At 44.6% G+C, this 21772-nt stretch carries 23 protein-coding genes; 18 read left to right on the top strand and 5 right to left on the bottom strand.

Annotated features, from left to right (window positions below; genetic code table 11):
* Positions 1-10 precede the first annotated feature (10 nt).
* Positions 11-268 (top strand): hypothetical protein, encoded by a 258-nt coding sequence (locus MKZ12_RS20995; protein WP_339235994.1) that lies wholly within the window; start codon positions 11-13, stop codon positions 266-268.
* Between the two features lie 98 nt (positions 269-366).
* On the opposite strand, the gene MKZ12_RS20990 is transcribed toward MKZ12_RS20995, so the two are convergent.
* A complete protein-coding gene (locus MKZ12_RS20990; RefSeq protein ID WP_339256461.1) occupies positions 367-2241 on the bottom strand; it encodes a S8 family peptidase in 1875 nt (624 codons plus the stop codon).
* A gap of 284 nt (positions 2242-2525) precedes the next feature.
* Between MKZ12_RS20990 and MKZ12_RS20985 the strand changes: the two genes are divergently transcribed.
* From MKZ12_RS20985 to thiI, 6 genes are all read left to right on the top strand, one after another.
* The gene (locus MKZ12_RS20985; RefSeq protein ID WP_091014020.1) at positions 2526-3032 is read left to right on the top strand and encodes a YpuI family protein; all 507 of its coding nucleotides are present in this window, start codon (positions 2526-2528) and stop codon (positions 3030-3032) included.
* Positions 3033-3199: 167 nt separating this feature from the next.
* Entirely contained in the window at positions 3200-3418 is a 219-nt protein-coding gene (locus tag MKZ12_RS20980; protein ID WP_076211597.1) for a DUF1540 domain-containing protein, read from the top strand.
* A gap of 35 nt (positions 3419-3453) precedes the next feature.
* Complete coding sequence (locus tag MKZ12_RS20975) at positions 3454-3867, top strand: hypothetical protein (protein ID WP_253439370.1); 414 nt, start codon at positions 3454-3456, stop codon at positions 3865-3867.
* A 191-nt stretch (positions 3868-4058) separates the two neighbouring features.
* Positions 4059-4811, top strand: a complete 753-nt coding sequence (locus tag MKZ12_RS20970; protein WP_339256458.1) for a lytic transglycosylase domain-containing protein — start codon at positions 4059-4061, stop codon at positions 4809-4811.
* Positions 4812-4981: 170 nt separating this feature from the next.
* Positions 4982-6130 (top strand): cysteine desulfurase family protein, encoded by a 1149-nt coding sequence (locus tag MKZ12_RS20965; protein ID WP_339256456.1) that lies wholly within the window; start codon positions 4982-4984, stop codon positions 6128-6130.
* Positions 6131-6136: 6 nt separating this feature from the next.
* Positions 6137-7378 carry a tRNA uracil 4-sulfurtransferase ThiI gene (thiI, locus tag MKZ12_RS20960; RefSeq protein WP_339261481.1) on the top strand — a complete coding sequence of 414 codons (1242 nt, stop codon included), beginning with the start codon at positions 6137-6139 and terminating at the stop codon, positions 7376-7378.
* Between the two features lie 121 nt (positions 7379-7499).
* On the opposite strand, the gene MKZ12_RS20955 is transcribed toward thiI, so the two are convergent.
* Entirely contained in the window at positions 7500-8210 is a 711-nt protein-coding gene (locus MKZ12_RS20955; RefSeq protein WP_339235981.1) for a TerC family protein, read from the bottom strand.
* A gap of 87 nt (positions 8211-8297) precedes the next feature.
* Between MKZ12_RS20955 and MKZ12_RS20950 the strand changes: the two genes are divergently transcribed.
* The 6 genes from MKZ12_RS20950 (at position 8298) to MKZ12_RS20925 (ending at position 14070) form a co-directional block, all read left to right on the top strand.
* The gene (locus MKZ12_RS20950; RefSeq protein WP_339256454.1) at positions 8298-8957 is read left to right on the top strand and encodes a TerC family protein; all 660 of its coding nucleotides are present in this window, start codon (positions 8298-8300) and stop codon (positions 8955-8957) included.
* Between the two features lie 298 nt (positions 8958-9255).
* Positions 9256-9750, top strand: coding sequence for a hypothetical protein (locus MKZ12_RS20945; protein WP_339256452.1), 495 nt, complete (start codon positions 9256-9258; stop codon positions 9748-9750).
* Positions 9751-9926: 176 nt separating this feature from the next.
* The gene (gene typA, locus MKZ12_RS20940; RefSeq protein WP_339235973.1) at positions 9927-11771 is read left to right on the top strand and encodes a translational GTPase TypA; all 1845 of its coding nucleotides are present in this window, start codon (positions 9927-9929) and stop codon (positions 11769-11771) included.
* A 298-nt stretch (positions 11772-12069) separates the two neighbouring features.
* Entirely contained in the window at positions 12070-12366 is a 297-nt protein-coding gene (locus MKZ12_RS20935) for a YlaH-like family protein (protein WP_339235971.1), read from the top strand.
* A 91-nt stretch (positions 12367-12457) separates the two neighbouring features.
* Positions 12458-13519, top strand: a complete 1062-nt coding sequence (locus tag MKZ12_RS20930; RefSeq protein WP_339256450.1) for an LCP family protein — start codon at positions 12458-12460, stop codon at positions 13517-13519.
* Positions 13520-13617: 98 nt separating this feature from the next.
* Entirely contained in the window at positions 13618-14070 is a 453-nt protein-coding gene (locus tag MKZ12_RS20925) for a pyridoxamine 5'-phosphate oxidase family protein (RefSeq protein WP_124116004.1), read from the top strand.
* Between the two features lie 7 nt (positions 14071-14077).
* On the opposite strand, the gene MKZ12_RS20920 is transcribed toward MKZ12_RS20925, so the two are convergent.
* Complete coding sequence (locus tag MKZ12_RS20920; RefSeq protein ID WP_339256449.1) at positions 14078-14776, bottom strand: YhcN/YlaJ family sporulation lipoprotein; 699 nt, start codon at positions 14774-14776, stop codon at positions 14078-14080.
* A 152-nt stretch (positions 14777-14928) separates the two neighbouring features.
* Here MKZ12_RS20920 and MKZ12_RS20915 point away from each other — a divergent pair, with 152 nt between their 5' ends.
* Positions 14929-16263, top strand: a complete 1335-nt coding sequence (locus MKZ12_RS20915; RefSeq protein WP_024628438.1) for a PhoH family protein — start codon at positions 14929-14931, stop codon at positions 16261-16263.
* Between the two features lie 222 nt (positions 16264-16485).
* Positions 16486-17763 (top strand): extracellular solute-binding protein, encoded by a 1278-nt coding sequence (locus tag MKZ12_RS20910; RefSeq protein WP_339256448.1) that lies wholly within the window; start codon positions 16486-16488, stop codon positions 17761-17763.
* Here MKZ12_RS20910 and MKZ12_RS20905 read toward each other — a convergent pair.
* Both MKZ12_RS20905 and MKZ12_RS20900 read right to left on the bottom strand, forming a co-directional pair.
* A complete protein-coding gene (locus tag MKZ12_RS20905) occupies positions 17755-18834 on the bottom strand; it encodes a hypothetical protein (RefSeq protein ID WP_339256447.1) in 1080 nt (359 codons plus the stop codon). The two genes, MKZ12_RS20910 and MKZ12_RS20905, sit on opposite strands and share 9 nt — an antisense overlap.
* A 183-nt stretch (positions 18835-19017) precedes the next feature.
* A complete protein-coding gene (locus tag MKZ12_RS20900) occupies positions 19018-19254 on the bottom strand; it encodes a DUF2626 domain-containing protein (protein WP_076332330.1) in 237 nt (78 codons plus the stop codon).
* 313 nt (positions 19255-19567) lie between these two features.
* Here MKZ12_RS20900 and MKZ12_RS20895 point away from each other — a divergent pair, with 313 nt between their 5' ends.
* The 3 genes from MKZ12_RS20895 (at position 19568) to MKZ12_RS20885 (ending at position 21702) form a co-directional block, all read left to right on the top strand.
* A complete protein-coding gene (locus MKZ12_RS20895) occupies positions 19568-20218 on the top strand; it encodes an RsfA family transcriptional regulator (protein ID WP_215077527.1) in 651 nt (216 codons plus the stop codon).
* Between the two features lie 150 nt (positions 20219-20368).
* A complete protein-coding gene (locus tag MKZ12_RS20890; protein WP_339256443.1) occupies positions 20369-21328 on the top strand; it encodes a 2-dehydropantoate 2-reductase in 960 nt (319 codons plus the stop codon).
* Positions 21328-21702 carry a DUF3397 domain-containing protein gene (locus MKZ12_RS20885; RefSeq protein ID WP_339235950.1) on the top strand — a complete coding sequence of 125 codons (375 nt, stop codon included), beginning with the start codon at positions 21328-21330 and terminating at the stop codon, positions 21700-21702. Before MKZ12_RS20890 ends, MKZ12_RS20885 begins: the two co-directional genes overlap by 1 nt.
* The last annotated feature ends 70 nt before the right edge of the window (positions 21703-21772 follow it).

The following is a 21772-nucleotide window of genomic DNA, read 5'->3' as shown; positions in this document are numbered from 1 at the left end:
TGGTTTTGAAATGAACCATTACTGTCCACCGCTTTGCCCGATTGTCTGTGACCCGATCCAGGTTGTTGAGGATTACTACATCCCACAAATCGTGCCTGTAATCCACCCGATCGAAGTAATCAAAAAACATCACTGTGTTCCGATTCATCACCACATGTATCCTGTTGTTGTCAAAGAAGAAGATCCTTGCTATGTATCCAGTCACAATGCGAAGAAAAAATCCGTGAAAAAATCAAGTAAAGCCCGCACATCTTCACGCAAGCGCTAATTGCAGCGGGTGCCCCGGGGAATTGAATATAAATCAAAGAGCAGCGTACGCCCCGGGGCGCAGCTGCTTTTGTTTTTTACTGATTAGTGTTATTACGGTTAATGGGTATACTTCTTCATTGTATTATCCATTTGTTGTCTGACATGTTGCGGCCAGAACTGCAAAGGAGCGCTGTTGCCTGATGCGGCTTGCAATGCCTTATAGACATCGATTTGCCCATATCCAAAATACTTATCGTGACCCGGATCACCGAGGTCAATAACACTTTGACGCATCAAATCCATTACTTCCGTGTTGGTCAAATCCGGGTTTAACGAACGAATCAAACCTGCAAGTGCGGCTACATGGGGGCTAGCCATGGACGTTCCGGACAAGGCCGCATACTGATTGTTTGGATAGGTACTGGCGATACTAGAACCCGGAGCCATCACATCCACATAATCCCCATAGTTGGAGTAGGAAGCTTTGCTCATATCCGGGTCGGTAGCTGATACGGCAAATACTTCCGGATAAGCAGCAGGGTATCCTGGACGTTCTGTATTATCATTTCCCGTGGCTGCAATCAGGACAATATCCCGATCAAAAGCATATTTAACGGCATCATGAAGAAATTGCGCATCAGCATAATTGCCCAGACTCATGTTGATCACTTTGGCTCCATGATCGGCTGCCCAGATGATACCTTCGGCAACGGCATACGTGGTACCTGAACCCGAGTTGTCGAGTACTTTAACCGGTAGTACCTTGTTATACCAGCTCATGCCTGCCACGCCTTCATTATTGTTGACAATAGCACCGATAATGCCTGCGACATGTGTGCCATGTCCCACATCATCCATCGGTTTGCTTCCCGGCTCGACAACATTATAACCTTCGAGGAGTTTGCCCTTTAGGTCAGGGTGATTCATATCAACCCCCGTGTCAACGACTGCAACGATGACATCTTTGTTTCCCCTGGTAATATTCCAACCTCTGTTTGTCTCAATCGCAGGCAGGTTCCACTGATAATCGGAGAACAAAATGTCATTGGGTATCGTAACATCGGTTTGTTCAGTTACGGTATCATTGGTTAAATACATGTAGTGGGGTTCCATATAAAGTGGATTCCATTTGCTTTCGAAATAGCTATGCAATTGCTTGTAACTCATGTCTTCTGACCGAAAAACATACGTGTATCCCAGCTTGCGCGCAGATTGCATTCTTAGATCAGATTTAATGATACGCATATCCCGTTCACTGGGATCCTGGCGAAATCGGATAACGATTTCGTTTTCGTAAAAATGACTGGCATTGGCGTTATCATGTCCGGTTTTCACTGTGATTTCGTTAAGTGTATCCGGGTGAACAGACTCAATCTTGAATTTACCCTCACGCGGATAAGGGATCATACGCAGATTTTTGCGTTGATGTTGTTCAACTGCATTTAATACATTCTGGCTGAACAAGGCAACTACAGCTCGTTTGCCATCTTTGGAGGGTTGCCCCATAACAAAATATTTTTCTTTTCCCAAAGGAAAAGAAGAGGATTCGAAACTTTGACGTTTGTTTACCGCTTTTTTGGCAAGGTTCAGTGCATGTTGAAGCTTCTGTTGTTCCAGCTTGCTTCCTAGTGTGGAAGCCTTATCTAACGGTTTGTCAAAAGAGCCATTGATATTCATCAGATGAATGGATCTGATATGTTCATGTGAGCCTTGAAGATCATTCACATATCGATTCACCTGCGCGGCATTCATTGTGGCGGTTTTCTCCAACATGATACTGAGATGTTGCTTGGCATCCATGCGGGTCAGAAGATCGGTTGCTTTGACATCCTGCACTTTCAGACGCTGTTTACTCGTGTGCTCTTCATGAGCAGAATCGGACAGGGCGCTAGGTTTGGGCTCGGTACGATTTGATGTTGGAAGCAAAAGTGTCAGGGCGAGTGCTCCCGCACCAGCTGCAAGGGCCCAGTTAATCCATTTCGGTCTGGCCATGGCGGATGGATCCTCCTTCGTTCATTTTTGGACAGTCATTAACAGTGCTTCATCGTTGTCACTGGTTATATCTATCGTTAGAAAAAGTGGAACGTTTTATGCAAACAAGTTCGAGTCTGACTGCGTATAATAGGCATGTTCAATGGCAGAAACGGAAAGCATGATTAAGGGATACCGCTCGTCAACTTTTTATGGTAGGATTATAGCTGAGAATTCAAAGGTCAGGGGAAAACCACCGTTGGCCGACCTATATGTAAGGACTTATTTAAGGGGGAGCTACCTTTATGTCAGCAGCCAATGTACAGAAAACATGTGAGTCAACTAGGGAAAAGTTAAAACCGGCTATCGATCGGATTGAAAAATTTTTGAATGAGAATGCTTTGCCTGAACTGGATCAGAATCAGACGGAAGAATCAACAGTCTTCTACAAAGGATTTCTTTCAGATCTCCGTCATTTACTCGTTTTTTCTGAAGTTTCTTACGAAAAACTTGGCGTTGTGCTGCGTCGTGCCAACTTTGATGTCGATTTTGCCGAAAAGGCTCTTTATAATACGTATCACCAATGCGTAAACAGCTTTTTCTATCCCAAAAATGAATGTTACTCGGAAGACGGAAGATACGCTTACACAGGACAAGATGCCATTCGTTTTCGTGACAAGCCAATTCGTGCAGTGCGGGATGTCATTCTTGAGGTTTCCAAAACGTACGAAGAATTGCGCGATGATCTGGCATACTACGAAAGTGATTACCTGACTCAGCGCCGTATGCAAAATCAACGGAATCACGCTTAACTAACGTTTGAATTTTAATATGATATTGAACGAAACCGCCCTTGTGGCGGTTTTTTTGTGTTTTCAGTCAGAAATTAACGGGGAGGGATCATGTCATCATCTGGCATTTTAGCGGAGAATATCGGGTTTGTGGCGGGGAGACAATAGTAGTCGAGGTGATAAAAAAAATGAGCCAAGACAAACCAATTGTCAAATGCAGCGTCTCCAACTGCAACTTTTGGGGAGAGAACAACTTCTGCCAGGCTGATGCTATCATGATTGACATCGACCAACACGCCACCCGTCGTCTGCATGAGGAGTTTGCCGGTGAGACATTCGACTCGGATCATCATGATCATGCGCGTACATCCTCTGCAACCTGCTGTCACACGTTCAAACCCAAGTGAGCAGTCATCCCTATTCATAATGGAGGTGCTTCCAAATGAAAAATGACGATAACAACATTCGTTCTATTGATCGCCCTGAAAACAAAGGTGAGGTTGAAAAACAGCGTATGCGTGTGGATTATCCAAGGAAAGTACATCGGGAAGAGTACGGGGCTGAGGTGGCTCCTCCAACTGTTGTAAGAACTGGAGGCACCGAACGTTCAGAACCTGTAGTTGAGAAGCATGAGGCGGACCGTGTCATGGAGTCAACAGGCAAAGTCGCAGGTTATATGGGGCTGGCCTTCGGTATTGCGTCCTTGTTCATGTGGTCAATCGTACTTGGACCAGCGGCAGCTGTTCTGGGTTACTATGCTTATGTAAATGGTAGGAAAACGGCGGGAGCTTGGTCCATTGGACTGGGTATTGTAGCTACGCTGAGTTATTTTTTCATGATCCCATTTGCGCGCTAGGTGTAAAATATGCTTCACCAAGCCTTCTGTTTGCACCCATGTGTGGTGACTTACAGGAGGTTTTTTTTTTCGTATATACGCAGGTTAGACCGTGGGATTTAACTATTTTTTTGAAAACAATGGAACCTTGCTGTAAAACGATGTAGAATAAGGTCATATTACGCTTAATACTACGGGAGTGGGTATAAGTCATGCAGATAGATCCAAGCGGATCGCGGCAGTTGTTGGAACTGCAATTGTCCAATGTGAATAACCAAACCAGTGGGTCACAACCAGATGCTGGTTCAACAGTGGATTTCGCCAATGTGATGGACGAGCTGTTAGGCACGGGTGCCAATTCGACGAGCAATACGGATTCCACCGCTACGGTCTCCAAAAGATCCAGTGATGGTTTGTTGTGGCTGCAACTCGGAAGCACGTACAATCCGGATATAAATACGGCAGGATCGTCCTCTGTCTCCAATAACATCGTTGAGTCTTTATTATCTTCATCCAATACAGGAATCGTGGATTCCGGTGCATCCGTACCTACGGATTTTGAATCATTGATTGCGGAAGCAAGTGCGAAATATGGTGTGCCTGAATCATTGATTAAGGCCGTCATTGACACAGAGTCCAATTTTAACCCAAATGTTGTTTCCTCCGCCGGTGCCAAAGGGCTCATGCAATTAATGGATGGGACAGCTGCAGGGCTGGGTGTAAATAATTCATTTGATCCTGCCCAGAACATTGATGCCGGGACGAAATATCTTTCTCTTCAGCTCCAGCGTTTCGGTGGAGAAGTGAAGATGGCGCTTGCTGCATATAATGCAGGACCGGGTCGTGTTTCACGTCTGGGCGTGTCGAGTGATAGCGAACTGATGAGTGTACTTAACCGTCTGCCTTCAGAAACACAGAATTATATCTCCAAGGTGGAAAAGGCACAGTCTAAATATGTGATTTAAACTCACAGTAACATTTGCGATAACACATGATAGGCAGGATGAGATCAAATGTGGGGACAGCAGCGCTTGAAACGCCTGTTCCCGGTTGGTCTTTTTGTGTTGTATGGGTATCGTGTTACAATGCTCACTGTAGGTTCATGAACGAAGAGATAAGGGAGGTCTAACCTCATTTGAAATATTTTGATTATGCTGCAACCACGCCTCCCCATCCGGATGTAGTTCGTACGATGGCCGAAATTATGGAGACACAATTCGGTAATCCGTCCTCTATTCATGGATATGGAGAGCGTGCTCATCAATTGTTGCGTCGTGCACGCTCTGGCTGTGCTGCGGCGATAGGCGTTAAGCCTGAGGAGATTGTATTTACTTCCGGTGCGACCGAGAGCAATAATCTTGCGATAAAAGGTGCTGCATTACGTTATCAGTCACGAGGAAGACATATTGTCACAACGGCTACCGAGCATGCCTCGGTGTATGAAAGTTTTATGCAATTGCAACAGTGGGGATGGGATGTAACGCTAATTCCTGTCAATTCCGCTGGTGTTGTGAATGCTCAGCAGGTTATAGATGCAATCAGACAGGATACAGTGCTAGTAAGTCTGATGCATGTAAACAATGAAACAGGAGCTATCCATCCGATTGCAGAGATTGGCAAAAAGCTCAAAAAGAAAGCACCCCGAGTGCTTTTTCATGTGGATGGTGTTCAGGGGTTTGGAAAAATGGAGGCTTCACCTGCCGCTTGGGGCGCAGATCTGTACAGTTTGTCTGCTCACAAGATCCGTGGACCGAAGGGAGCAGGTCTCTTGTATGTGCGAAGTGGAGTGGAACTTACGCCACTCATGTCAGGGGGATCACAGGAGCAGGGTCTAAGAGCTGGCACGGAGAACGTGGCCTTGTTAGTAGGCATGGCAAAGGCCATGCGGATGGCAGCAGAAGGCCAGGTTAATTTTGCCCGTCGTACTCAGGTACTCCGTGATCGATTGATGGAAACGATACGTCATATTCCTGAATTTGAATTGAACAGTCGCACAGAGGGTGCACCTCATATTGTGCACTTCTCCTATCCCGGGATGAAGGCAGAAGTGGCGCTGCACACCTTGGAGCAACTTGGCATAACCATATCCACCCAATCTGCCTGTTCTTCGCGTTCGGCTGAACCAAGTAGAGCTCTACTTGCGATGGGCAGAGATACAGCTTGTGCTGCTGGCGGATTGCGTATTAGTCTTGGAGATGAACATACAGAAGAAGATGTAGCCTCGCTTGAACGGGCTTTACATCAGATGGTGGCGCAGTTGCGACCCCTTGAAAGGCGGATGTGAATGGATATGAAATATGATATGCTGCTTCTCCGTTTCGGAGAGTTTATGTTAAAAGGAAAAAATCGTGCGCGATTCGAGAAAACGATCATTACACAGGTGAAAGCTTTACTTAAACCTTATCCAGGAGCAAGTCTTCGCAAAGAATATGGCCGTGTCTATGTGGATCTTGGCGGTGAATCACATAATGAACTGATTAAGGTGTTAAAGCGGGTATTCGGTGTGATGTCGATTAGTCCGGTTAAAGTTACTCCATCCGAGCTTGATGAGATTGTGAAAACCGCAGTTGCTTTTATGGACGAAAGGGAAGACGAATTTAAGGAAGGCACCACATTCAAGGTAAATGTAAGGCGGGTATGGAAGGAGTTCCCGAACTCTTCACATGAAATGAATCATCTGGTTGGTTCCCCGATCCTTCGGAAGTTCCAGCAATTGAGTGTTGATGTTCGTCAGCCTGATATTGAACTGCGAGTGGAAATTCGGGATCAAGGCACTTATATTTTCAATGAAACCATTCCTGCGGTGGGTGGGTTTCCGCTGGGGACGAATGGCAAAGCAATGGTACTGCTATCAGGTGGGATAGATAGCCCTGTTGCTGCCTGGTCTTCCATGCGTCGTGGACTCGAAGTGGAATGTGTACATTTTTACAGTTATCCGTTCACAAGCCAGCGGGCCAAAGAAAAAGTCATTGATTTGGCGCGTGCCCTTGCTGATCATGCAGGAACAATCAAGCTGCATCTGGTTCCATTTACGGAGATCCAAACGGCATTCACCCAACTGGGTCAGGACAATCTGATTATTACCCTAATGAGACGTTCAATGCTGCGAATTGCATCCAAACTTGCCGAGCGGGAGCGTGCACTAGCACTGATCACCGGGGATAGCCTGGGCCAAGTAGCGAGTCAGACTCTTCCGAGTATGAATGTCATTGGCCGTGCGACGGATCTACCACTGTTGCGACCACTGGTTATGATGGATAAACAGGAGATCATCACCCTGTCCAAACAAATTGGAACGTATGACATATCGATTTTGCCATATGAGGATTGCTGTACTCTCTTTGTGCCAAAGTCACCTTCTACCAATCCCAATCTTCGGATTGTGGATAAAATTGAATCAACCATGAGCCATCTGCCAGAATGGGTCGATCAAGCGGTAGAATTAACAGAAACCATCACGCTGCACGCCGGTGAAACTACTGTGGTAACGAATCAGTCAGGCGATCAAGCCATGAAGGATGACTGGTTCTAAACTCAATAAAAATGAGCATGGCTGACATAATAAGGGCTATGTTAACTGCAAAAAAGGACTGTCCGATAAAATATCGTTCAGTCCTTTGCTGTGTTCAGGAGCAATTATAAAATTAAATAGCCTACGAATAGGAGCGTTGCTGTTCCCCGCCAGATCCCTTGTGACTCGAACTGCTGGAGCGTTTGCGATAACCTGCAAAGACTACGCCTGCGATAACCACAACGATGAAGAGAATTCGCAATGCCGGATGTTCAGTAAAGTAAGGCGAGAGTCGCTGCTCCTCGGTAATCATATTGGATGCCGTATACCCGAGAACGATGGCTCCGACATAGATGATCCAGGGAAAGTGATTAATGAGCTTGATAAACAGAGTGCTGCCCCAGACGATAATAGGTACACTGATCAGGAGCCCGAGAATGACAAGCACAAGATGCTGCTGCGCAGCTCCGGCAACGGCAATCACGTTATCGAGTCCCATGGCTGCATCTGCGATCACGATGGTACGAACAGCAGTCCATAAGGAAGTCCCCGCCTGAATATCATTGTGTTCATCTCCCTGATCCGCCAATAATTTATAGGCAATCCAGATCAGCAGTATGCCTCCCACCAGCAAGAGCCAAGGCACTTTAAGCAACCATAAAACAACAACGGTTGCCAAGATTCGAATCAGAAGTGCGCCGCCCGTTCCATATAGAATTGCCTTTTTCTGCACGGAAGGGTGCAAATTTCGAGCTGCAAGACCAATGACGATGGCATTATCTCCAGCCAGAATGAGATCAATAAAGACAACGTTCAGCAAAGCCAGCCAGAAAGCGGGGCTAAATAGCTCCATGTATTATGTCACTCCTTATATACGGTTCAATCATTAAGAATAGCATGGACAACTCTGACATACAAGTTAATGTGGGGGGATGAGGACATGGATACACTCTGGCTGTTGACTGAGATTTTAATGATCAATCTGGTATTGAGTGGAGATAATGCGGTTGTTATTGCGCTTGCTAGCAAGGATCTGCCACCGATACAACGCAAAAAAGCGGTATGGTGGGGAGCTTTTGGGGCGGTGCTGCTACGCTGTGTGTTAACCTTCGTCGCAGTGTTATTACTCGGGATTCCCTTTATCCAAGCGGCAGGTGGACTGTTGCTACTCTGGATTGCAGTGAAGCTACTGCTTCAAAATGAGGATGAAGTACATATTCGGGAAGCTTCTACGACGTGGAAAGCCATTCAAACCATTCTGATTGCCGATTTTGTAATGAGCCTGGATAACGTTTTGGCTATAGCGGCTTTGGCAGATGGAGATTTGGCTTTGATCGTCATCGGGATTGCAATAAGTATTCCCATTGTCGTATGGGGCAGTGGGCTAATTGTTGGTTTGCTCAAGCGATTTCCGATTCTGGTATTCGCCGGATCAGGCATTCTGGCTTTCACAGCTGGTGAGATGGTGATGAAAGACCCCAAGTTAGGAGAATGGCTGGGAGGAATGGCATCAGAGGTACACACGCTGTTGCCCGCAGCAATGGCTTGTCTTGTAATAGCGGTTGGAGGAGCCCATAAATTTGTGAGGAAGAACGCATAGTTTGACTATGGATAAAAGCTTGAACACAGGACCGCCCGAACCCTCAGGTTTAGGCGGTCCTGTGTTGAGCGAATACTCTTGCCATTAGAAGTTCCATTGGGCTAGTCATAAGTTGCACATTTTAGGGTAATACAGGTAAAGGGCACTTGCAAAGTGCGACATAAAGTATAGTTTTTTGCCGAAACATCAGATACACTAGAAGCAGGATAACAGGTTAGGAAATCAACAGTCAGCATGGATTGTAAATTGTTTATCAAAGAAATAAAGTACATAGCCATGGTATAAGAGGTGATTGCAGATGAGGATGAGAAATGAAAAAGCAATTGGCATATTTATTGTAGCTGCTGGAATTATTATTCTGCTCGGTAAGTTTGGCGTGTTTGGATTTATTGGTCGTAACTTCTGGCCTTTGCTGATCTTGCTGCCAGGCATAGCCCTTCATGCGTTATATTATGCGCGTATTTCACCGTCGTGGTCACTTGTTCCAGCCGGCATACTAACGGTGTATGGTGTGTTATTCAGTATAACCAATACATGGGGTGCTGGACTGATGAGCAGGCTCTGGCCAGCAATTTTGCTTGGGATCGCCATAGGGCTGCTCGAATATGGAATGGCTGAGCGTCGAAGACCGGAATATGTATTACCTGCAGCTTTGATCCTTGGTGCGGTATCCATCATATTATTCGGATTTACCTTGCTGCAAACGGGAATAATCTATGTCCTTGCTGTTCTTTTGATCCTGGGCGGAGTCTGGTTATTGCTTGGACGAGGACGGCAAGGGAGAGGCTGGTAACATTCCCAATGGTCTTTTCGTGCGAAATATCTTGATTTTTACCTATAATAAACTATAATATAAGGGATATAGACATGCGTCGGGATATCACCGACGCTTATTTTGTGAGTAACCTGCGAAATTGCGGGAAGTTTAGTAGATAAGAATTGAAATTGGAAAGGATATGGATACAAACCATGCATTCAAGAGAACACATTCGCAATATTGCGATTATTGCCCACGTCGACCACGGGAAAACTACGCTCGTCGACAAGTTGCTCCAGCAATCCGGTACTTTCCGTGATCACGAAACGGTACAGGAGCGCGCAATGGACTCCAACGATTTGGAGCGTGAACGCGGTATTACGATTTTGGCCAAAAACACGGCTATAACTTATAAAGATTATCTGATCAACATTGTGGATACACCAGGACACGCCGATTTCGGTGGCGAAGTGGAACGTATCATGAAAATGGTTGACGGCGTATTGCTCGTTGTTGATGCTTATGAGGGCTGTATGCCACAAACGAAGTTTGTACTTCGTAAAGCACTGGAGCACAACCTGACACCTATCGTTGTTGTAAACAAAATTGACCGTCCAGCGGCTCGTCCGGCTGAGGTAATTGATGAAGTATTGGACCTGTTCATTGAACTGGGTGCCAACGATCAACAGCTTGAATTCCCTGTTGTATATGCTTCCGCATTGAACGGAACATCCAGCATGGAAAGTGATCCTGCTAAACAGGATGACAACATGGTGGCGATCTACAATACGATCGTTAGTCATATCCCACACCCTACCGAAAATGTTGAAGAACCACTTCAATTCCTCGTTACTTTGATGGACTACAATGAATACCTTGGCCGTATTGCCATTGGTCGTGTTAACCGCGGTGTGATCCGTCAAGGACAATCGGTAACGGTTATTATGCGTGATGGCAAGAGCAAAACTGCACGTATCGAGAAACTGTTCGGTTTCCAGGGTCTCAAACGTATTGAGACGGAAGAAGCAGGAGCAGGCGACATCGTTGCCATTGCAGGGATCAAGGACATCAACATTGGTGAAACCATTGCCGATCCGAACAATCCAGAAGCACTTCCAGTTTTGAAAATCGATGAGCCTACACTACAAATGACGTTCCTCGTGAACAACAGTCCATTCGCAGGTCGTGAAGGTAAATGGGTAACTTCCCGTAAACTTCGTGAGCGTTTGTTGAAAGAACTGGAAACTGACGTTTCCCTTCGTGTTGATGAAACGGACAGCCCGGATGCATTTGTCGTTTCCGGACGCGGTGAGCTTCACTTGGGTATCCTGATTGAGAACATGCGTCGTGAAGGATATGAGCTTCAAGTATCCAAACCAGAAGTTATCGTTAAAGAAGTTGACGGTAAGAAAATGGAACCTGTTGAGCGCTTGTTGATTGATATCCCTGAAGAGAGCATGGGTTCCGTAATGGAGAGCCTAGGTGCACGTAAAGCAGAGATGGTTAACATGGTTAACACAGGTAGTGGTCAAGTTCGTCTGGAGTTCCTGATTCCAGCACGTGGTTTGATCGGATATAGCACAAACTTCCTGACATTGACTCGTGGTTACGGTGTTATGAACCATGCATTTGACAGTTACGCTCCAGTCGTATCCGGTCAAGTGGGTGGACGTCACCAAGGAGTGCTGATCTCAACTGAAACGGGTACATCTACGTTCTACGGAATGATGGGTGTTGAGGATCGCGGAACGCTCTTCTTGGAGCCGGGTACTGAGATCTACGAAGGTATGATTGTTGGTGAACACACACGTGATAATGATATCGTTGTTAACATCTGCAAAGAAAAACAACTGACTAACGTTCGTTCTTCTGGTAAAGATGATACAGTTAAAATTAAAACTCCGATTATCTTCTCATTGGAACAGGCGCTTGAGTACCTGAATGAAGATGAATATTGTGAGATCACACCGAAATCCATTCGTCTTCGTAAGAAGATCCTGAATAAATCCGAGCGTGAACGTGCAGAAAAACAACGCAAAATGGCTTCCAAAGCCTAATAACAACAAAATAATTTATATAAGTTAGCATTTGATGGGCCCGGCTAGTAACGAGAGCTTGTACAGCTAACGTAGTGTAGGGAACAGAATCGATTCTGAAGAAGCGAAGCGTTCGCCTTTATCCCCGGATTTTACCATTGAAAATGAATCAAAAAAATCTGGGGATAACAGCGATCGGAAGAACGAGCTGAGATCGAAACGGTCACGATGCACGTACTGGCTCTCTAAGTTGCTAAAGGGAGTTTCATCAACCAGTTAACTTATACTCTAGCATGAACACGAAAGGAGCTGGCTGTGCATGCAAGCATGGTTCGCATCACACCCGATCGTAGCCTACATCGTCATCTTTGTATTGATTACTTACGTATATAACAAGGTGTTTCGGGTACGTCAGAAATTGCCGCTTGGTAAGGAAATCGTTCTCTATATATTGATGGCGATGGGCACATTCATGCTTCTTATTTTCCAGATCGACAAGCTTCCCATCATTCAATGTTTGTTGGTTGCGGTTGGTTTGATGTTGTTAGTGAGAGTGCGTTATTTTATCGAAGGCCGTCAAAAGAAAAAAGCGGAAGCTACCGCTCGAAATTCATAAATCCTGTCTTGTACAGACCATCCGTTTTCCTTAGGGAAAGCGGTTGTCTTTTATTTAGACAAAAAACAGATGTGATAAAGGTGTTGAAGATATGAACTCAAATTCGAACGGACTGCCTCCACGGAGACAGGCACCAGCGCAATCCGGTGCTTCTGGATCGAAGAATGGCAAGGGCAAGCAGCCTAAGAAGAAAAAGAGAATGAATGCTTTTGGCAGAATCTTTTTAAGTCTATTGGTTATTGCCATTCTGGTAGGCGGTGGATATGCGTACTGGGTATACAATCAAGTCGTGGATACAGGCATCGATAAACCGGTACCTCCCGGCATGTCAGCCACAACCAAACCGATCACGATGCTGTTATTAGGCACAGATAACCGTCCTGAAACGGGCACATATCTCTCGGATGTCGTAATGGTGGCTTCGTTGAATCCGGAGACCAAGACGGCAACCATTGTATCTTTGCCACGAGACACCCGTATTCAATTGGATGGGTACAAATCCAACAAGTTGAATTCCTATTATCCGAGGTTTAAAGCACAGGAAAAAACCACTGGCAAAAATGCAGAGGATCAGATGAAAGAAATGATGAGTAAGTATTTGGATGTAGATATTAATTATACAACCGTACTGAATTTCCAGGCTTTCCGTGACGCTGTTAATGCCGTGGGTGGCGTGGATGTGACTGTGGATAAAAATATGTGTTATAGAGATACAGCCGATGGGACAGATATCAATCTGGTCGCAGGCGCACAACATCTCGATGGTAAAGCGGCACTGGATTTTGTGCGTTACCGCAAATCCAATTGTAATCCGAAGACTGCTGAATCCAATGACTTTGACCGTAACAAACGTCAAAACCAAGTATTGAACTCCATGTTGGATCAGATGAAATCTCTTGGGGGAATTACGAAGATTAGCAAAGTGATTGGTGCAGTTGACAAGAACATGACGACAGATGTGGAATCGGAACAAATGAAAAACTTTATCTCGACGTATTGGAATATTTCCACCTCGGATGTACACTATACTCCGGTAACCGGAGAGTGGAGAAGCCCTTATGTGTATATTAATGAAACGGAACTCGCCAATGCGAAGCAGGCATTACAAGATACTCTTTCAGGTAAGGTAACCACTTCAACTTCGAGTGAATAACCTTCATTCTTTTGGGATTGGAAGCACATTAATTCGTATGCTATAATAATATAAACCAAGTTTAAGAATTGCATAAAGAAGGTTAGGGGGCTGGTTGAATGTCCGAAGCCGTCACACAATTAACTGAATCTCTTTTACAGCAATTCAAGAATGAGACCTTTGTGCTGCTGAGCACAGTGGATGTAGAATCCGGAGGTCCGACTTCAACAGCCATCTCCTGGATTTATGCGGAGAATGCTTCTACTTTTCGTTTAGCGATCGATCATCGTTCGCGCTTAGTGAATAACATGATGACTAACCCGCTCATTACGATTACTGTCTTTGGAGAAGAGACAGTGTACGCAGTGAACGGACGTGCTGCGGTACGACAAGATCCGCTGCAGGATGTTCCATTTAATATGTGTTGTTTCGACATTACGATTGAAGCGGTGAGGAATGCTCTGTTTTACGGCGCTCAACTGTCCTCCGTGCCTCAATATGTCAAAGTATATGATCAGCGTGCTGCTGAAAAATTAGATGGGCAAGTTTTTGCTGCCATGAAAAAAGCCTAGTGAGAGATCACTGGGCTTTTTGTTGTGTTTTGTCTGATGAATGCAGCTGCTGCATTTGTTGTTTTTGATTCACGTGTTCATCCGGATTTTGACGGACTTTGACGTCTTTCGGGAGTTGAGGGATAATTCGTCCCACCATGTCAGCGAGTTCTGAAGCAAAACCGGATATGGGGTGCCCTTGACGGATATGTTCACCAATCTCTTTAATTCGTTCAGTGACATCGGCATCAGCAGTAACAATGGAATCTACACCTTCGGGATCTTTACGAAGCGCTTCGGCAACAGCGTATTTGATGGTACCTACCCGAGCACGTTCCAGTTCACCATCAACATCAATACCGACCACAGCCGTATTACCGAGTATAACGCAGTTCGCATCTTTAACACCTTCCACTTGCTTGGCAAGTGCTTTAAGGTGATTGATTCGTTTTTCATTTGGCATCCGGCCACTCTTTGCATCATCCGCAATGTTGGTATCGTGGACTTCACCTGTATTTTCATTAAGACGGTCCAAACGTGAAGGATTCAACCGATCTTCCTGTGCATCGAGCATGTGAGATCCTTTCCTTTGATCTTGCTGAGTTGTAATATTTCCTCCGTAGCTTCTTGGATGTGACGTATGCGGTTCCTGAGAAGCGTTACGAGTGGTACTGTTGCAACCTGTAAGTATAAAGATCAGAAGCAGCGTGCAAACCCATATTTTCATAAATGTTCATCCTTTCTTGGAGTTTTTCAGAATGGTTGACAATTATTTTGCCCTAGTCGAATACATTTATGTATGGGATCATGATTGTCCATGCCGCTGCTGAAAGATCACACTATCCATGCCTTTAACGACGCCGCTTTGGAGGGGATTGAATGAAAAAGATTTTTGTATTGGATACCAACGTGCTTCTGCATGACCCCAATGCCATATTTGCCTTTGAGGAACATGAGGTAATCATTCCCGCGGTTGTATTGGAGGAGATCGACTCCAAAAAAAGAAATGCCGATGAAATTGGGCGTAATGCCCGTAATGTATCCAGACTGTTGGATGGATTACGTGAGCTGGGTCACCTGCACAGTGGGGTACCTTTGGCTAATGGAGGTAACCTGAAAGTAGAGCTGAATCATCGGAGTTTCGTAAAAGTTCAGGAAATGTTTGGTGAAGTATCCAACGATAATCGAATTCTGGCTGTCGCACTGAATTATCAGATCGAAGAGAATGAAAAGGAAGTAGTCGAACGTCAGGTCGTGCTTGTCAGTAAAGATGTTCTTGTGCGTATCAAAGCGGATGTACTTGGTCTGTTTACACAGGATTACTTATCAGATCGGACGGCAGGACTCAGCGAGTTATATCCAGGTTATACGGCCCTAAAAGTTCATCCGTCAGTGATTGATGAGTTTTACACATATCGTTTTTTACCAATCAAACCGCTACAGTTGTCTTACTCGTTGTATCCGAATGAATTCGTCATTCTCAAGGATGAGATGGGAACCAATAAATCGGCTTTACTTAAAGTGAATACAGAGGGAACAAAGCTGGAGCCGCTTTTCCTCAGTAATGATAATGTCTGGGGCATTAGCGCACGTAACGCACAACAACGCATGGCACTGGAACTGCTTTTAAATGACGACATCCCGCTTGTTACCATTACCGGTAAAGCTGGAACAGGGAAAACCTTGCTGGCACTTGCAGCAGGTCTGCTTAAGGTAGAGGATGATCATAAATACAAAAAACTGTTAATCGCTCGTCCTGTCGTTCCCATGGGGAAAGATATCGGTTACTTGCCTGGTGAGAAGGAAGAAAAACTTCGTCCATGGATGCAGCCGATTTATGATAATCTGGAGTTTTTGTTTGACACCAAAAAAGCCGGGGATATCGATAAAATTCTAATGGGGCTTGGCAGTATTCAGGTGGAGGCATTAACATATATTCGTGGAAGATCGATACCTGGACAGTTTATCATCATTGATGAGGCTCAGAATCTGTCCCGCCATGAAGTGAAGACCATTGTATCCAGGGTCGGTGAAGGCAGTAAAATTATTTTGATGGGTGACCCCGAACAGATCGACCATCCGTATCTTGATTCCGCCAGTAACGGTCTGACGTATATCGTGGAACGGTTCAAGCAAGAGGGAATCAGCGGACACATTATGCTCGAAAAAGGAGAGCGGTCCAAGCTGGCACAGCTTGCGGCTGATTTATTGTAAAATTCAGGGGATTTATTTCCCGGAAAATGTTGTTATTGAAGCCGGCTCTTGGAGCCGGCTTTTTTGCTGAAAAAATAAGAAAGCGTTATTGCACAGAACTCGATATGCTCGTATTATGCGAAAATCCGAAAAAGTGTTTTTCGGCAGGGTAGGACAAGAGTACTACTTATTTGTTACAATAATTGCTGCAGGAAAAAACTAGGTGAACAAGGAGGGAAGTTAATGAAGCGTAAACATCAGGTTGTTTTGTTCGCGGTATTGCTGCTTTCGTTAACGATCTTGTCACCGAGTTTTGACTTTAGAGGTTCGCAGCTCAATCAGGAACAAGAGAAGGAGAACGATGCTTTTCCGGGTAATTCGTCACGTAATGAAGATGCTCAATCCCCGCTGGAGATTGTGGTTGCCATGTCGGATGAAGAGTTCCAAGCCTTTCAAAAGTTAGCCAAAGAAGTTGCTGCTTCCCAGCTGGTAGAGATTAATCTTCGGAATGAGAAACCGGATACATATAAGCGTGTTTTGGATCTTGAATTTTCACTAGGAGAGAACGGCGATGTGGTTCTGCTTGATAGTGAAGAAGTGCAATACTATGCCCAAAAAGGGTACCTGTATCCGTTAAATGGAACAACATTATCGAAGTCTCTCGGTGATACAGTAGTTGGATTACGGGGAATGACAGAGTGGAATGGTTATCAATGGGGAATGCCTTTTGATTTTGATCCGTACATTCTGGCTGCACAATCTTCATTTCTGAAGAGAGCTGGAATGGAGTCATTACCTCACAATAAAGATCAGTGGGTCAAACTTACTCAACAAGCCAATGCCGAAGGAATCCCTTTAATTACAATGAACATCAATGATATGTACGGGACAAATGCGTGGTTAAATCATCTTGAACCGAGAATGGCACCTGATCAAGTTCATCAAATGCCATTAGATTCGCAACCGGGAGACCTCCAGGAGGGGATTCAATTGATGAATCACATTCAACCTCATATAATGGTCCAGTCTACCTATCCGATGTTCTCATCAACTGCTGACGAGACTAACATACCAATGGTTGTATCCTTGTTATCTCAATTATTAAGTGCAGATCAAGCGAGTACCGTTCATAAAGATTCTTTGGAGCGCATTTCTTTTGAATCCTTGGAAACAGTAAGCTCCAGAAGCCTTGTCATTACTTCGGGTTCGGTTGAGGCTGAGGAGGCCAGTAGATGGATTGAAGGCATGACGTCCGCTACGTCACAGTTAAAATGGTACCAACAGGTCAACCGTTTGCCTGCAAAGCAACAGGAACTGGATTTGGAGTCCGAGAAACTTGCTGGACGTTATGAAATGACAAAGAGACATTCCTGGTTCTCAACAACCCAAGATGCCCCTGCGTCAACGACCGAAAATCTTGCTCTAATCACTCGTTTTCATAAAAAGGTACAACAATTTCTAAAGGGAGAGATTACAGCGAATCAATACGTAAATAGTATTAGAACAAGCTCTTTAAAATGATATAGCTAGTTTAACTTCCAGTATGCCTTCACTTGTTGAAACATCCGTTGCTTTGACAAAAGACAGGATTTTCTGTGGATAGAATCCAAGGTCGAATTCTCTTTCCAGCATTCGGCGGGTGGTGTCGGGCAATTCAAGCTGATTAAATACTAGTTTGTCTACATGAAAACGAATGGAGTTCTGAGGTTCATTTTCTACCGTATAATGTCCTTCAATGCTTAATTGCAACTGATCCCGCTGACCGGATGCGATAATCTTATCCTGATTAAACTGAAAGGCAAAGTCTTCAAAGATAGGATTTTGCGAACGTAAAAATGCGTTAAGCTCATCCTGCCCAATCCGAATCGTATAAGTTGTTCCAGTTGTGGATATGCCTCCGTTTTGTTTTTGTATAAAATCAGGCAGGTTCTGCATGGCAGATGCCAATGCTTTGAAATATCGTTTCACCTCATAGATGCCGATATTCTCCCAATAGAGAGTTAATTCATCCATTAGTTTCTGAATCGCCGCCGCATCTCCGCTGGCGGCTATTTGGGCATCTACTTCTTTTTGCAAGGCGACTACACGTTCCCGCTGGTTTTGAAGATTAGTCTTCATTTCGGTTAGTTCTGCTGTAGTCTGACGAATCTGAGTGGTAGTCTGTTGCAGGTTGCGATACCGGTCCTGATACTTGTCCAGCACAGCCTGATCCCGTCCAATAATAATCTGATAATAATCATACAGTACAAACAGGTCTTTGAATGATCGGGCCCCCAGGACCGTCATAAGAAGACTGTCACGTTCTCCAGTATAGTAGGACCTCACTACAGCTCCGGCCCGATCTTGCTGAATATGTATCTGTTCTTCCTGATCCTGAAGTTGGACGGATAATCTCTCGTATTGTTGAGCCAGCTGCTTCTGTCTGCCTGCGATACGTTCAATTTCATGATCGATTTCGACGATGGATAGACTTTTTTGCAATATTTCACGTGTATCCTCAGATGAAGACTCTCCATAGGCATAGTTTGAGGGTAGTTGCAGAAATACAATGATGCATAATATAAATGCGGCAATGCCGTTATGACGTCTCAACGATCATTCTCCTTTCCACATCTTCAATGACAATAGTACAGGCTAGTTGTCTTCCAGACAATATATGAAACAAATACGTGAATTATCCTTAGAGGTTACATAACACCATGAACAACCATTTAATCTGAACACAACAAAAAAGTAACCCGACAGATATCGGATTACTTTGATGCTGCAGGTGGATTATAGCGGCAAACCCATTTGGAATACGGTCCAGTAGCTGAACCCCGTGAATGTGACGATCATATAACCCCAGAAGAGCAATATGTACGTTCTTTCAGTAAATTTCAAGTATCCCAAAATGACAAAAAACGCAGTCTGCAGGAAAAAAAGCAAAGCCATTTCGACCAGATCTCCCGCAAAAGCCATCAGGCCAATCGCAAGCGTGAAGAACCCGAGTACCCGAAACATGCGTGCCACGGTAAATCCTCCTCTCTAAGTACGATCATAGATTGTCTACACAACATTATACCGGGAAAGGAAAAACGTGTAAACAAATTTGGATATGAAAGCGAATTCTTTTTTTGCTCAAATGAAGTATAAAGAGAGAAGTTTTACTTGTGTCACGTATGAGCAAGCCTGAATGTGGAAATACATTTTAGTATGAAATCAATTCTATGAACTCTATGAGAGGCATAAGAATGAATGAAGCAGCTTTTATACCTAATTCACATACCGGGCTTCCGGTAATGCGGACGGTTATTTTAGGATGTTGTTAGGAGGGTATTATAGCATGACTGCAGTGAGACAGGATGCTTGGAGTACAGAGGACGATTTGATATTAGCTGAGGTTACTTTGCGTCATATTCGGGAAGGCAGTACACAATTGGCCGCTTTTGAAGAGGTAGGTGAAAAAATAGGCAGAACATCTGCCGCATGCGGTTTTCGCTGGAACAGTTGTGTACGTAAAAAGTATGAGTCTGCCATCAGTAACGCCAAGGCACAACGGCAAAAACGAAGTTATCTCAGAAAGCAGCCAGCGATGCTCGGACCACAGGTTGCTGCATTGTCTACACTGGACACTGAAGAACATCTGTACAAATCAGATGGGATCTCGGACGATTCATTATCGATGGATGCAGTCATTCGCTTTCTGCGACAATGGAAGGGAACCGTGCAGGAGAGTAATCGTCAACTCAAGATGTTGGAGAAGGAGCTTCGGGAGAAAGAAGATGAATTGCTCGAACTGCGTCTTGAGAATGATCGTCTCTCCAAGGAAGTGAATGAAGTACAAACGGATTACCGCGTGGTGAACGACGACTACAAAGCTTTGATTCAGATTATGGATCGTGCTCGCAGACTTGCATTTTTGTCCGAAGAAGAAGAAGAACTCAAGACACGTTTCAAGATGGATGCCAACGGGAATCTGGAACGAATTGAATAGCAAGTACAGACGTCTGATTTGTGAGAGTCAGGTATGAACCCGTCACACCTCCGTTACATAACGGCAGGTATGACGGGTTTTTAGTTTAGTGTTTTTGTTCTATTATAGATAAGGGAAGCGTAACTACTGAAGCGGATAGGAGTGCATGATATGATCATTGACATCGTTGGAGCGGGGGCGCTGGGTCTATTATATGGCGGGAAACTGCTGTTGACAGGTAACCAGGTCAGATTCTGGACAAGAACAACGGCTCAGGCAGACCTTCTCAGTCATGATGGAGTAACCCTTGTGGAACGAGACAAGGAGATACATATTCTACCGGATCAAATACATGTGAAACCCATAAGTGAGCTGACTGACACATGGAAGAACACGCCAGGAGAATGGTTACTGCTCATGGTTAAGCAGACAGGCATTGATGATTTCATTCATGAGATTAGCCCATTGCAAGATCATATGCTGAATATCGCTTGTTTTCAAAATGGGATGGGCCATCTGGAAAAACTTCATGCTGCTATGCCAAATTCGCTTCTCTGTAGTGCGGTTACAACAGAAGGTGCGAAGCGTTCACAGCGTCAGGTGACTCGTGCAGGGGCGGGTGAAACCAGGTTGGGAAATCATAATACACATATAGAAGCTTCTATCTCTATAGAGGAAAAAGGAATATTTACTCTTTCAAGAGTCCTGGAGCAGGCAGGATTTGACTGTACAGTGTCGAATGAAATCGATAAGCTGATATACAGGAAACTATTAATTAACGCAGTCATTAACCCGCTTACAGCGTTATGGCGAATCCCGAACGGAGAATTGATCACCACGGAAGAACGCAAGAGGCTAATGCGGCAGTTATATGAAGAAGTATTGTTAGTCTACTCTGAACGCGGAATATGTTTGGATCAGGATATGTGGGATCAATTGATATTAGTCTGTCGTTCGACTGCAACGAACACTTCTTCCATGCTTGCAGATGTTCTCGCTGGACGTGGTACAGAAGTCGGATCAATTAACGGACATATTGTAAGGATGGCACAAAAGTCGGGCCTTACTGCACCTACACATGAACTACTGCTTCAACTGATTGAAGGAATGCAACCGGAAGGAGTGAATTAATGGGACTTTTTATCGTGCTGAGTATATTACCTTTTTTTCCGTTCTTTCTCGTCTATTGGGGCATGTACTTATGGAAAAAAGACAAGCGCACAGCATTGCGGACGGCAATGGATGTAACCACCTTTTTCCTTGTATTTTCAGTATCGGCGTTATTCAACTTAACATTTGATTCGAATTTTGGTTTTTATCTGACATTATTACTCATACTACTAGCACTTGGATTCATCGGGGGAGCGCAAAATCGACTAAAGGGGAAGGTGGATGGGGGTAGAATGTTCCGGGCCGTTTGGCGCATGGCTTTTGTAATCATGAGTTTCGGATACATTTTGTTTACTTTATTTGGATTATTTAGATACTTCATGCAACAGATGTAAGGATACATAACGCAAAAGAGCTGAAAAATGTGTCGATTTTGTCGAAAACTGAAAAAAACATTACTTTCTG

The organism is Paenibacillus sp. FSL R5-0713, assembly GCF_037973325.1.
Lineage (GTDB): Bacteria > Bacillota > Bacilli > Paenibacillales > Paenibacillaceae > Paenibacillus.
The sequence above is the reverse complement of the archived record's forward strand: the minus strand, read 5'-3'. Positions and strand labels throughout refer to the sequence as shown.

Excerpts from the sequence above, each read along its gene's own strand:
- MKZ12_RS20995 (WP_339235994.1), top strand. The coding sequence starts at position 11 with ATGAACCATTACTGTCCACCGCTTTGCCCGATTGTCTGTGACCCGATC.
- MKZ12_RS20990 (WP_339256461.1), bottom strand. The coding sequence starts at position 2,241 with ATGGCCAGACCGAAATGGATTAACTGGGCCCTTGCAGCTGGTGCGGGA.
- MKZ12_RS20985 (WP_091014020.1), top strand. The coding sequence starts at position 2,526 with ATGTCAGCAGCCAATGTACAGAAAACATGTGAGTCAACTAGGGAAAAG.
- MKZ12_RS20980 (WP_076211597.1), top strand. The coding sequence starts at position 3,200 with ATGAGCCAAGACAAACCAATTGTCAAATGCAGCGTCTCCAACTGCAAC.
- MKZ12_RS20975 (WP_253439370.1), top strand. The coding sequence starts at position 3,454 with ATGAAAAATGACGATAACAACATTCGTTCTATTGATCGCCCTGAAAAC.
- MKZ12_RS20970 (WP_339256458.1), top strand. The coding sequence starts at position 4,059 with ATGCAGATAGATCCAAGCGGATCGCGGCAGTTGTTGGAACTGCAATTG.
- thiI (WP_339261481.1), top strand. The coding sequence starts at position 6,137 with ATGAAATATGATATGCTGCTTCTCCGTTTCGGAGAGTTTATGTTAAAA.
- MKZ12_RS20955 (WP_339235981.1), bottom strand. The coding sequence starts at position 8,210 with ATGGAGCTATTTAGCCCCGCTTTCTGGCTGGCTTTGCTGAACGTTGTC.
- MKZ12_RS20950 (WP_339256454.1), top strand. The coding sequence starts at position 8,298 with ATGGATACACTCTGGCTGTTGACTGAGATTTTAATGATCAATCTGGTA.
- MKZ12_RS20945 (WP_339256452.1), top strand. The coding sequence starts at position 9,256 with ATGAGGATGAGAAATGAAAAAGCAATTGGCATATTTATTGTAGCTGCT.
- typA (WP_339235973.1), top strand. The coding sequence starts at position 9,927 with ATGCATTCAAGAGAACACATTCGCAATATTGCGATTATTGCCCACGTC.
- MKZ12_RS20935 (WP_339235971.1), top strand. The coding sequence starts at position 12,070 with ATGCAAGCATGGTTCGCATCACACCCGATCGTAGCCTACATCGTCATC.
- MKZ12_RS20930 (WP_339256450.1), top strand. The coding sequence starts at position 12,458 with ATGAACTCAAATTCGAACGGACTGCCTCCACGGAGACAGGCACCAGCG.
- MKZ12_RS20925 (WP_124116004.1), top strand. The coding sequence starts at position 13,618 with ATGTCCGAAGCCGTCACACAATTAACTGAATCTCTTTTACAGCAATTC.
- MKZ12_RS20920 (WP_339256449.1), bottom strand. The coding sequence starts at position 14,776 with ATGAAAATATGGGTTTGCACGCTGCTTCTGATCTTTATACTTACAGGT.
- MKZ12_RS20915 (WP_024628438.1), top strand. The coding sequence starts at position 14,929 with ATGAAAAAGATTTTTGTATTGGATACCAACGTGCTTCTGCATGACCCC.
- MKZ12_RS20910 (WP_339256448.1), top strand. The coding sequence starts at position 16,486 with ATGAAGCGTAAACATCAGGTTGTTTTGTTCGCGGTATTGCTGCTTTCG.
- MKZ12_RS20895 (WP_215077527.1), top strand. The coding sequence starts at position 19,568 with ATGACTGCAGTGAGACAGGATGCTTGGAGTACAGAGGACGATTTGATA.
- MKZ12_RS20890 (WP_339256443.1), top strand. The coding sequence starts at position 20,369 with ATGATCATTGACATCGTTGGAGCGGGGGCGCTGGGTCTATTATATGGC.
- MKZ12_RS20885 (WP_339235950.1), top strand. The coding sequence starts at position 21,328 with ATGGGACTTTTTATCGTGCTGAGTATATTACCTTTTTTTCCGTTCTTT.